This window comes from Bartonella sp. CM31XJBT (genome assembly GCF_028618555.1).
Lineage (GTDB): Bacteria > Pseudomonadota > Alphaproteobacteria > Rhizobiales > Rhizobiaceae > Bartonella.
Map to the genome: position 1 here is coordinate 1 of NZ_JAQITD010000003.1, position 11,996 is coordinate 11,996.

12 protein-coding genes are annotated in these 11,996 nt (G+C 40.5%); 3 read left to right on the forward strand and 9 right to left on the reverse strand.

Going from position 1 to position 11,996, the window contains the following annotated elements; genetic code table 11:
* The 3 genes from PVV63_RS02240 to virB11 all read left to right on the forward strand — a co-directional run.
* The coding region (locus PVV63_RS02240) for a TrbG/VirB9 family P-type conjugative transfer protein (RefSeq protein ID WP_273790447.1) at positions 1-338 on the forward strand (338 nt) is incomplete at its 5' end.
* Positions 339-365: 27 nt separating this feature from the next.
* The gene (virB10, locus tag PVV63_RS02245) at positions 366-1,538 is read left to right on the forward strand and encodes a type IV secretion system protein VirB10 (protein ID WP_273790448.1); all 1,173 of its coding nucleotides are present in this window, start codon (positions 366-368) and stop codon (positions 1,536-1,538) included.
* Positions 1,539-1,555: 17 nt separating this feature from the next.
* Entirely contained in the window at positions 1,556-2,608 is a 1,053-nt protein-coding gene (virB11, locus tag PVV63_RS02250; RefSeq protein ID WP_273790449.1) for a P-type DNA transfer ATPase VirB11, read from the forward strand.
* Here the strand turns inward: virB11 and PVV63_RS02255 are convergent.
* The 9 genes from PVV63_RS02255 to tilS form a co-directional block, all read right to left on the reverse strand.
* Complete coding sequence (locus tag PVV63_RS02255) at positions 2,605-2,796, reverse strand: type II toxin-antitoxin system YafQ family toxin (RefSeq protein ID WP_273790450.1); 192 nt, start codon at positions 2,794-2,796, stop codon at positions 2,605-2,607. The two genes, virB11 and PVV63_RS02255, sit on opposite strands and share 4 nt — an antisense overlap.
* Positions 2,797-2,938: 142 nt before the next feature.
* On the reverse strand, positions 2,939-3,145 hold the full coding sequence (locus tag PVV63_RS02260; protein WP_273790451.1) for a type II toxin-antitoxin system RelB/DinJ family antitoxin: 207 nt from the start codon (positions 3,143-3,145) through the stop codon (positions 2,939-2,941).
* Between the two features lie 80 nt (positions 3,146-3,225).
* Positions 3,226-4,749: a type II toxin-antitoxin system protein adenylyltransferase VbhT gene (gene vbhT, locus PVV63_RS02265; RefSeq protein ID WP_273790452.1), complete on the reverse strand. Its 1,524-nt coding sequence runs from the start codon at positions 4,747-4,749 to the stop codon at positions 3,226-3,228.
* Positions 4,736-4,924, reverse strand: coding sequence for an antitoxin VbhA family protein (locus PVV63_RS02270; protein WP_273790453.1), 189 nt, complete (start codon positions 4,922-4,924; stop codon positions 4,736-4,738). The genes vbhT and PVV63_RS02270 overlap by 14 nt, the downstream gene beginning before the upstream one ends.
* A 196-nt stretch (positions 4,925-5,120) precedes the next feature.
* On the reverse strand, positions 5,121-5,366 hold the full coding sequence (locus PVV63_RS02275; RefSeq protein WP_273790454.1) for a HigA family addiction module antitoxin: 246 nt from the start codon (positions 5,364-5,366) through the stop codon (positions 5,121-5,123).
* Positions 5,367-5,819: 453 nt separating this feature from the next.
* Positions 5,820-5,996, reverse strand: coding sequence for a hypothetical protein (locus PVV63_RS02280; RefSeq protein WP_273790455.1), 177 nt, complete (start codon positions 5,994-5,996; stop codon positions 5,820-5,822).
* Between the two features lie 302 nt (positions 5,997-6,298).
* Complete coding sequence (gene glmM / locus PVV63_RS02285; protein ID WP_273790456.1) at positions 6,299-7,672, reverse strand: phosphoglucosamine mutase; 1,374 nt, start codon at positions 7,670-7,672, stop codon at positions 6,299-6,301.
* 546 nt (positions 7,673-8,218) lie between these two features.
* Positions 8,219-10,381 (reverse strand): ATP-dependent zinc metalloprotease FtsH, encoded by a 2,163-nt coding sequence (ftsH, locus tag PVV63_RS02290; RefSeq protein WP_273790457.1) that lies wholly within the window; start codon positions 10,379-10,381, stop codon positions 8,219-8,221.
* Positions 10,382-10,495: 114 nt separating this feature from the next.
* The gene (gene tilS / locus PVV63_RS02295) at positions 10,496-11,983 is read right to left on the reverse strand and encodes a tRNA lysidine(34) synthetase TilS (RefSeq protein ID WP_273790458.1); all 1,488 of its coding nucleotides are present in this window, start codon (positions 11,981-11,983) and stop codon (positions 10,496-10,498) included.
* Positions 11,984-11,996 lie beyond the last annotated feature (13 nt).

An 11,996-nucleotide genomic window follows, 5' to 3' on the forward strand; every position in this document is an offset into this window, starting at 1 on the left:
CCTACGGACCACGCAATTGGGCTTACACCGCTCAAGGCTCAAGCGTACTCGAACCCTCCTCCGTTTACGACAATGGCAAAACCACAACATTTACATTTCCAGACAACCAAGAAATCCCTGCCATTTACATCGTCAACAATGACGGTACAGAATCGCTGGTTCCCAAAACCACAAGAGGCAACATGGTGATTGTCCATGCCATTAGCGCGCGCTTCACCCTAAGAAAGGGAAGAAACGTCCTATGCGTCTTTAACGAAGCCTATCAACCAAAAGGCACAAATCCAAATACCGGAACAACCTCACCATCTGTTGAACGTAAAGTTGCATCAGATCTTTAAATAAGCGGGAATTGAAGGGGACAACTTATGAGTGATAAACCAATCATCGAAGATCGCGGATCTATTGGGGATGGCAAAAACAATAGCGCCAAAACCGCCGGCAAAAAAATAGTTGTCGCAATTGCCTGTATAGGAATCTGCGGCTATGTGCTCTGGAACATCTTATCCACCCCCACAGAACAAAAAAACACCGCAAAAGCTCATAAAAAACAAGAACAAAGCTTTCACAACACCCTCGCGCCTTTAGAGCTCGCCCCCTCTGACCCGCGTGCCAACATAGCGCCAATAACCTTACCACCCCCACAACCACTCGCACCAGAGCCCAAAAAAGATGACCCACTACTTGATGCCGCAAGACGTGCCCCTGTTCTCGCTTTTGCCAAAGGCTCTAAATCTGAATTAAAAGACATCGTCAACACTGCTCTAAACCCCCTTGACAAATTCCATGCCCTTGAAAATCTCGCGAATGCGCAAAATTCTCCTGCCCTTCAAAACACACAAAATTTTGCAACCCTTTTAAAACCCACCACAACAGAAGAAACAAAAGCAAAACTCATCGGCAATAGAAACTTTATCATCGCCATGGGAACCTCTATCCCCTGTATCTTAGAAACGGCATTAAACAGCGACCAACCAGGCTTTGCAAGCTGCATAATCAACCGTGATATCCTCTCTGACAATGGGCGCGTTGTTTTGCTTGATAAAGGAACCCAAGTCATTGGAGAATACCGCGGTGGGATAAAACAAGGTCAATCTCGCCTCTTTGTGCTCTGGACAAGAGCCAAAACCCCAACCGGTGTCATCATTCCCCTTGCCTCACCAGCAACCGACACTTTAGGCAGAGCTGGTTTTGATGGCAACATCAACACCCATTGGTGGGAACGCTTTGGCTCTTCCCTTTTACTCACCGTTATTGATGGTGTCACAACAAACCTCACCAATAGAATGCAAAAAAAATCCAATAAAGCAGGTGCAAACAACTCTGCGGGTGGTGGTTTTGAAGGCGCAGACAACATTGGAAAAGATACTGCCACCATTGCCCTTGAAAATCAAATCAACATCCCTCCTACTCTAGAAAAATTTCAAGGCGAACTCGTCAACATCTTTGTAGCAAGAGATCTCGATTTTTCATCTGTCTATAAACTCGTCGTAAAAAGCAAAAGAAACCGCTCTACTCCTAGCTATTCCTTTTTTCATTAAGCCAATAAAGTCACATTATGCCATCAGCCAAAAATGCAGAACGAGCCTCTATCGTTTTAACAAAATTAAAAATCTTAGATGACTTCCTCAATAATGAGAATTTATTTGAAATTGTCATCAATCGCCCCGGCGAAGTAATCGTTGAGGGTCCAGATGGTTGGCAAACCCACATCTTAAAAGAACTAACCTACGGCGAACTAGAAGGAATTGCTAAAGTTGTTGCTGCCTATACAACTCAGAAAATCAGTGTAGAAACCCCCGTTCTCTCCGCAACACTACCAAACAACGAACGCATACAAATTGTTATGCCTCCAGCTGTTGCAGCCAATACCATTAGCATGACCATTCGTAAACCTTCATCACGCACTTTTTCTCTTGAAAGTTTACATGAAAACAATCTTTTTTCTGTTGCCCAAAACACCAGTTTCACACCCACGCAACAAATGACTGAACGGTTATCCGAACTCTCTGATACAGAAAAAGAGCTAACAGATCTCTTTATCGCTAAAGATTTTTGCACCTTTTTAGAAAGAGCCGTTATTACACAACAAAATATCTTAATATCTGGAAAAACCGGTTCAGGGAAAACAACCCTCTCCAAAGCTTTAATTGCAAAAATCCCTGACTATGAACGAATTCTCACCATTGAAGACACGCCAGAACTTGTCGTTCCGCACGCCAACAAAGTCCAACTCTTTTATTCAAAAGATAACCAAGGCTTAGCAAAAGCAGGCGCAAAAGAACTGCTTGAATCAGGCTTACGCATGCGCCCCGACAGAATCCTTCTACAAGAGCTGCGTGATGGTACAGCCTTTTACTATATCCGTAATGTCAACTCTGGTCACCCAGGCTCCATTACCACCGTCCACGCCTCAACAGCACTTGCAGCCTTTGAACAAATGACCCTTTTAGTCAAAGAAAGTGACGGTGGTGGTAATTTAGCACGCGATGATATCCGCGGCTTATTAATCTCGATGATAGATGTCATCATCCAATGTAAACGTCTCGAAGGGAAATTTCGTGTAACAGAAATCTATTACGACCCTTTCAAACGCCGTGATGCCTTTTAAAAAAACAATCTAACTAAATAAATCCGAATGCGCCCTGTACGCTCAAATCGTAATTGATTACCACTAATTTTATAAACTAAAAGCCAATCTGGCTCGATGTGTATATTCCGAAAACCACGCCAACCTGCTCTAAGTGAGTGATCTCTATAACGCAAAGGTAACGGCTCTCTTTTTTGAAATAACAGCATTACTTTTTGATTTTTCTTAAATCTTTTCCACGCTTAGCAACTATTTTAAGGTCGTTCTTAAATTGATTTGAGTGAATGATCTGAAACAATAAATACCTAAATTACAAAACAAATCATTCATATCTTTCGCAAAGTATACATCTTATCCTCTATCACTTTTCTCAAAAGTTTTAAGCGTTTTCGCATTAGAAATAGACATATCAAACGGCAATCTTCTTTCATCAACAACTTTAGCTAAAGAAATTCGTATGAAATCAGACACCGTAAGTCCTAAACTTGCTAATATTTCACCGGATTTTTTTAACGCCCTATCTATGCAGGCACGTACAATATCTTTTGTCACACCCATATTAAACACCTCCTTTGATTACCTCTCTTTTACCGTATGGCTTAATAGGGCTTATACAGCATAAGGCTTTATCCTTGCCCTTACCGTATCATATCTATTGATCTTGCACGCGCTATTGCGTTGATTTTCTCCTGTTGTCTCTGCTGCAAAAATTTAACAACCATTTGAAGCTCTTTTATGCAATCTTTATCATGAGACTGTTCTTTGGGGATCACTTTTGATAAATCAAAACCATATTTATGAATGGCATCATGTCCAAAACGTTTATCTAAAGCACTTTGCAGCTTTAAAAATTCTTCACCAACATGCTCTGGTATCTTTGAATAACTATCACGACCAGCTTCAACATTTTTCATAAAAGTCACTGCTTCTTGTGAAAGTGAGGGGACTTCAACTTTCAATCGCTCATGCTCCCGTGTAACACTAACCATCAGCGTCTCATAAGAATTCTCATAAAAGGATTGAAGCATTTTAATAGAAGAAAGTGCAAGAGGAACATGATAAAGCGCTTCTTTTCGTTCTTTTCCTGTAGCCTTCAATTTATCGATAAAACGATCTGATCCACGCAGTTCGCCCGCTCTATCAGGTGCCCTATCCAAAATATCAGAGAGTTTATCGCCTTTACCTGCTAAAATCGTTTGCTCAATCCTAAGCGCAGCCTCTTGTGGATCTTTATAAATAGATGCTAAACGACTGTTTAACTCCTTAAACATATTAACATAAGATTTTTTATTTCTAAGAGCGCTTAGCACCTTCTGTTCTAAATTAGAGTTATCCGTATAAGCCGCAAGGTATGGGGCTTTTTCCGTTGCTTTTGCAACAACATTCAACTCTTTTTGCGATTGTTCAACCTCAAGTTCTTCTTTTTGACGTTTAGCAAAACTTATCTTTTCTCTATCCCAAAGGGTTTCAATCTTTTCTTTTTGTTGTTCTAAGCACTCTTTATTAAGATCAACGCAAAAAGCAATATTTTTGCCAATACCTTGAGAAACATCATCCCTTTTATTTTCTGTAAACTTGGTAAGGTTCTTATAGATGAGTGCAGACAGATATTCTGAATTACCAAAGTGTGCTTCAATTGACGCACGTGTCATTTCTTGTCGCTCAATACCATTCCAGTTGATATGATAACCAGCTTCACAAGCAAGTTGCACCATAAATTCGCGCTGAGTGCGCCCATTCCCCTCTCGAAACGGATGCAACGCATTCAACTCACCCATGTAATACCCAGCCCTTTGGCTAAAGTCATAAGCGCCAAGACCATGCAAATACTGTTCTTTTGCAAGCTTTTTTGTAATCTTCGGTGCATAACTTTCAATCTGATTATAACTAGCAAACATACTATTGCCTTTGGCAATATCCACTAAACGAACTTGTCCCGCCCATTCATATATGTCACCAAACAGTCTTCTATGGATCTCTTTCATGTAATTCAGATCAAACTTACCACGAATAGGAGTATGTACAAATTCGAAAGATTTTACATAAGAAATCGTAGATTCGACACGTTGCAGTGTGGCTTCATCTTTAATACCAAGCCGATTATACATCACACCAGTTTCAGGATCAGTATAAGGATCACCGCTCCCCTTATACTTCACCACGTTTTACCCTCTCCATATAATCTTTGAGGATATCACTTGTTTCAAGCTCTCCAATAATAACACGTTCCATTTGCTCAACGACTTTTGGATCTGGCTCTAATCCCTCTAAACGTTGGCTTGCCAATGCATTTTCAGCATAAAAGCGACGCAGCTTAATTTCCTCTTCACTCAACATATAAAACCCTCCTTTGCTTACATTTATTATAGCCAAGCAGACTATAGAAACAAGATTTTATTGCCTTATCTTACCGTGTCACATCTTTTGCCTTTATCCGCGCTATCGCGTTATTTTGCTCTTCCACATGTCTCTGTTGCAAAAATTTAACAACCATTTGAAGCTCTTTTATGCAATCTTTATCATGAGACTATTGTTAAAAAATTGCTTTTGATAAATCATAATTTGTTTGCATAGCAAGCCAAGCACGTGCTGTGCTTACACCAGACATTTCAAGCCTAATAGCAAGATTAGCACTCATAGCAGCTTTTCCATTTAAAACTCTAGAAAGTGCTCCACGAGATATACCAAGCCACTCTGCTGCTTCATTCACGGATAAACCAAGCTCTTTGATCACATCTTCACACAATAACTCACCGAGATGTGAAGGATTCTTCATCATTGTTTAGACCTCCTTTTTGATGATAGTCTAGATAATCGACCATTTTGACATCTATGCTATCAAAGCAAAATATTACGCGACATTTTCCATTTACAGTAACAATTTCCATTTACAGTAATTGACTAATAATCCTTGAAATCACTTTTTAGCAAATGTAATCAAAAGGACGCATAACTTAAATCATTTGGCGATATAGCACCTTCAAGAACACTTAGAATACGCTTTAATTTTTGCGCATGGGCGGTTCTAATCCCTTCAGTCGTGCCAGTATTAGTAAAAAGCTTCAATTCTTTTATGTTTAAATCCTAAAATCATAAATGAATATAGAGTGTACCCCTCCAAGATACAAAAAACGTTCATAATTTTTATACCACACGGTTTTTTTACTTTATAAACATTAGAACTATCGTGAAAAAATTGCTCATTCTCATCTCTCTCTCATTATTCTACTCATTATTGGAAAAGTATAAGTTCATAATTAGAAGGCGCTAAACGTAATAGGAGCGCATCATATCCCCAATTGGCAGCTGCACTTAGAAACATAACGACGATATAACCAATGACCATTGCTGTTTGATGTTCATAAGGCGCTGCCCCCGCTGTATATCCAGCAAAAAGAATGAATAACACTAATAAACTCCCCCTGCTATAAACTCTGTTAAAATAATAACCGGTTTACGAATAAGCAAAAGAAAAAGGAAAATCAAAAAAAGACATCTTTTTAATATCTTATGAACTAGAGAAAACTATACGCATTATAGTTATTAGAATTGGACTTTTCTCTTTTTTATTTAATTTATTAGCAGATAGAGTATCCATTACCGTTATTACATCACTCACATAGTTAATAATCACACCCTTCATAATTGCCAAAATCTCGCATTACAATAAGACCTTTATCAAAAGATGATCTGATAATTTTCTCAAAAAATTCAAGATTCCTCAAGTGCAGTACCCATGCGTACATCATGATGAATAATAACATCCATCAACTCTGTCACGACTGTGTCCAATGCTTCTCGTGCATCGCCTTCAGCCATAAGGCGGATAACCGGCTCAGTTCCAGAAGCGCGGATCACCAGCCGTGCCTCTTTTCCCAACTGCTTCTCTGCTTGATCAATGGCCGCTTTGACGGGATTTTTTTTCAAAACATTTTTATTTTTAATCGTTACATTTTTTAAAATTTGCGGTACAGGTTCAAACCGTTTACACAATTGGCTCATAGGGCTTTGGCTTTCCTTCATACAGGCTAAAATCTGCAATGCAGCCACCAAGCCATCACCCGTTGTACCAAAATCACTGAGCACGATATGCCCAGAAGCCTCACCACCAACATTATATCCCTTTTGGCGCATGGCATCGACAACATAACGATCTCCAACATTTGTCCTTACAAGGTGCAACCCTTTACTGTGCAAGAAACGCTCCAGTCCCAGATTTGACATAATCGTTGTGACAACACCATTGCGCCGTAATCGTCCCATTTTATGCCAATTTTCAGCAATGACAGCAATCAACTGATCTCCATCAACCGTTTGTGCTTTTTCATCAACAATGAGAACACGATCCCCATCTCCATCAAGAGCAATCCCCACATCAGCACGCACTTCATGCACTTTTCGTTTTAAAGAGCTTAAATCGGTTGATCCACATTTTTGATTAATATTGGTTCCATTGGGCTCATCATGAATAGCAAAAACCTCAGCCCCTAATTCCCATAAGGCACGGGGCGCAGCTTTATAAGCAGCTCCATTGGCACAATCCACAACAATACGCAAAGCATCTAAGCGAACATCACGCGGCAAAGTTCGTTTAGCATATTCAATATAACGATAAATATCCCCCTCAACCCGTTTTGCATAACCAATTTCAGCAGAACTTGCTAAAGACTTTGAAAGATCTGTATCGATCAATTGTTCAATTTTCGCTTCCATATCATCTGAAAGTTTAAAACCATCAGGACCAAAAAGTTTAATTCCATTATCATAGAACGGATTATGAGAAGCAGAAATCATCACCCCAAGATCCGCTCGCAAAGAGCGGCAAAGCATTGCAACAGCAGGTGTTGGCACTGGCCCCAATAAAAAAGCTTCCATCCCCGCAGCAGTCAATCCTGAAACCAAAGCGTTTTCCAACATATAGCCAGATAATCGTGTATCCTTGCCAATCACCACACGATGAGATTGATGTTGTGAGCGGAATAAAACCCCTACAGCCATTCCCACCTTCATGGCAAAATCAGGTGTCATAGGAAATGAATTGGCTTTCCCCCGAATTCCATCTGTACCAAAATATTTTTGCACCATGCCTCTTTCCTTTAATATATAATTCTTCCCTTGGCTTTTTTTAAAACCCTAACAAGCCCCCTTGGTACAATAATCCCCTCCCCATATAAAATCAGATCATTGATCTAAACCTCCATGCATTTAGACAATCAAAAAACCTATTCACCAACGACACATCTAAACCACTCTCAACCAATTATGTTCACACCCTTCCACATAAAAGCAATATTATCTCCTCAAAATGCTCTATACACCCCTTTAATACAACCAACGGATAATCTCACACACTTGCTAAATCCGTAAAGAAACCCAGCACCAAACCTCATACCCTACAAAATCAGCAAGGAAATCTATCGCCTAACCTCACAACCCTACCACATTAGAAAAGCAACAATCCACCTCGCCTTGTAGCATGCTAAAGCCGTCATAATACAACGGCTTTGCTTAATTTTTTGCTTCCATATTTTTGCAAATATTACAAGAAAGGCGCAAACAAAACTTGCGCCTTTCTCAAAAAAATTAGAAGTTTTCCTAAAACATCGTCACTCAAGCGGTATTAAATAATTCTTATTTTTCTTTATCATCTCCCGCAGTATTGGACTTCTTTTCAGCATTACTTTTAGAGCGGTTGACTGATTTTGTAGTACCTTTTGTGCTTTGTGCTTTTTTCTCAGTCTCATCCGATTGCACTTCTTTAGACTGAGCCTCCTTAAGCACAACATTACTGGATTTTGCTGTTTTTTTTCCAACAGCTGCCTCTGCTTTGTCTGCCTCGCCTTTATCGGTCTCTACTTTATGAGGCGCTGTTTTAGAGACTGCTTCAGCGTTTTTTTCATCTACCACTGTTGTCTCTGTCTTCATTTTTCCAGTTTTTGGAACAGAAGACCCCCGTGGCGCAGCACCCTCATCTTTCTGTGTGCGTGAAGGAGGCTTTCCTGCAATAACTTCGTTAATTTCAGCTCCCGTTAAAGTCTCATATTCCAACAAACCTTGTGCCAAAGCAAACCATTCTTTTCTTTTTGTTTTCAAAATGTTTGTCGCATTTTTATAGGCATCATCAATAAGCTTACGCACTTCCATATCAATCATGCGTGCTGTTTCTTCAGAGACATTTTGTGTTCGCGCAACAGAATGACCCAAAAAGACTTCATCTTGGTTATCGCCATAAGCTACATTTCCAAGCAGATCAGAAAATCCCCACCGTGTGATCATTGCACGTGCTAATTTCGTTGCTTGCTCAATATCAGAAGAAGCACCGGAGGTGATATTTTCCTTTCCAAACTTTAATTCTTCAGCCACACGTCCACCCATCATAATAGCCAAACGAGAAATCATCCACCGATAACTCATAGAATAGCGATCGCCTTCAGGCAATTGCATCACCATTCCCAATGCTCTTCCCCTTGGAACGATTGTTGCTTTGTGGACAGGATCAGCAACCGGCACATTAAGAGCCACAATAGCATGTCCTGCTTCGTGATAAGCAGTGAGTTCTTTTTCCTCTTGTGTCATAGCGGTTGAACGACGTTCAGCCCCCATCATCACCTTATCTTTGGCATCTTCGAATTCTTGCATCGTGACAACTCTTTTATTACGGCTCGCAGCCATAAGAGCAGCTTCATTGACCAGATTCATCAGGTCCGCACCGGAAAATCCTGGTGTTCCCCTTGCCAAAATTTTCAAATCAACGTTAGGCGCTAAAGGCACGTTGCGCACATGCACTTTCAAGATTTGCTCACGCCCAGAAACATCAGGGTTTGGCACAACAACTTGCCGATCAAAACGCCCTGGTCTCAATAAAGCAGGATCAAGGACATCAGGACGGTTTGTTGCGGCAATAAGAATAATACTTTCATTGGGCTCAAATCCATCCATTTCGACAAGCAACTGGTTTAAGGTCTGTTCACGTTCATCGTTTCCACCGCCAAGACCAGCCCCCCGATGGCGTCCAACAGCATCAATTTCATCGATAAAGATAATACAAGGTGCATTTTTTTTAGCCTGTTCGAACATATCGCGCACACGGCTTGCCCCAACACCAACAAACATTTCAACAAAATCAGACCCTGAAATGGTAAAGAATGGCACATTGGCTTCACCTGCCACAGAACGTGCTAGCAAAGTTTTACCGGTTCCTGGAGGACCAACAAGCAAAACACCGCGTGGGATACGCCCCCCTAAGCGTTGAAATTTTTGTGGTTCGCGTAAAAATTCAACAATTTCTTGAAGATCTTGCTTTGCTTCTTCAACGCCAGCAACATCTTTAAAGGTAATACGTCCTTGCGCTTCATTAAGCAATCTTGCTTTCGATTTCCCAAATCCCATTGCACCACGTGATCCATTTTGCATTTGCCGCATAAAAAAGACCCACGCCCCCACGATAATAATAACAGGTAATAAGGAAAAGAGGAGATTGAGGAAAATGCTATTTCCAGAGCTTTCAGGAATAGCTTTAACATTGACGTTTTTGCTTTCCAACTTTTGTATCAAACCTGGATCGCGAGGAGCATAGGTTGAAATAGCTCTATGTTCAATGGTTTTCCCTGTTAATTTTTGACCTTGAATGGTCACAGATTTCAACTCATTATTCTCAACTTTTTGCAAAAATTCAGAATAGGAGACTTCTCCACCACCAGAACGTTGGCTATCTCCATTAAAGAGAGAAAACGACACAATCAAAATCAAGGCAATAACTCCCCAAATAAGGAGAGAGCGGTAATTGGAATTCATATTCAGCCCACTTAATCAAATATAGATTTCAAACAGTTCCCCTTAACATATAACCTTGTCAGCCCCTTGCCAAGGGATGAGAAGCTGTTTATTTTCTTTTAGAGTAATTTTCCTTTATCTTTTCACCTCAATATTAAAAAAAGGTTCCACAACATTCACCAAGGCAGCATCTTCTCGTGAGGAAAGCCAATCGAAAGGTGCCATAATCCGCTTGACGATAACATGTTTATGAACAACTGCTTGAGAAATCAACTCTGGAATATCATACCCTTTATGATTTGAGATCATCAGCAGCGATTGTAAAGAGGGAAAATGAGGCTTTTCAAGCTCAAAATCGCTATTTTTTAATAAAAATTTCAGCTGTTCTAAATTTGCGGCTCCAACCTTTATAGCCTCATATCCATGATTTGTGATATGATAGCGCCCATCCCATATAAAAGTTTTATCTGGCTCAACGATAGCCTCTTTCATATTTCGCCCTTCACGCCACAAAGAAATTCCGTGCTTGTTATATTCAATAACAGAACCCGCATAAGTAAAACGCTTCTTTTCTGGAGAATCGAGACAGAGTTTTTGAACAAGCATGCTTAATTTCTGATTGGGGAGCAAATAAAATCCCCCTCCCATCAGCACAGCAAAGAGCCCCACCACGAAAGGAAAACTGGAATGTTTCTGTAAAAATAGCGCAGGCTTTGCTATGAAACAACGCCCATGTTGGACAGTAATATCCAGCGCTAAGATCAAATCAGCAATATTTTTGGCTTGTTGACGACGCTGCAATGCGGCTTCATTTATTTTTTGAGCAATATAAGCCAATTTTTGTGGAGAAAGAGATTGACGCACGCGCACACGTTCAAAATTGCGATCTTCATTGGTTGGATCATCAATCCATGTTTGTCCTTGTAAGCGTAAATAATTCCGTAATGTTTGGCGTTTTACACCAAGGAGTGGCCGAATCAAACGCACTTTTCTATGCAACAACGCCTCACGCGGAATACAGGATAAACCGCGCTCATAAAGGGGACCATAGTTTTTTTCGGCAATATTTTTTCTCGTTTTTCTGGTATGATCCTCATCACGTATACCCTCGGCTTCACCGCGCAAAGCACCAGCAAAACCACTGGCATAAACCTCATCGCGCATAGCAACAGCTTCACTATATAAAGCACCTCTATTCTTTTGGAGACGTTGATACCGCATATGATAGGTCTCAACCTGATCATTGAATGTATGCCCCGTCATAATAAGTGATGCGCCTTGTTTTTGTGCTTCTTTAACCAAGAGATCATAGCGTGCAACACGCGCGCTGGAAGCAATATGCGTCTTTGGCTTTTCGCCTTCCCATCGCACAGTGATATGTTGAATATCATGGACACGACAAATTTTCGCAACAGTTTCTGCTTCATGCATCGATTCTTTACGCAATTGATGATCAACCGTGACAACAATCATTTCTGGAGGAAATGCGAGAGTTTCCAAATGCTCTTTGACCAAAAACATCAAAGCCAAAGAATCGCTTCCCCCTGAGACGGCAAGAATCAACTTCTGACATTGAATAAAATCCGATGTTTTAAAGAGATTTCTTGCCAGTCTAACGCACACCGAAAACGACCTC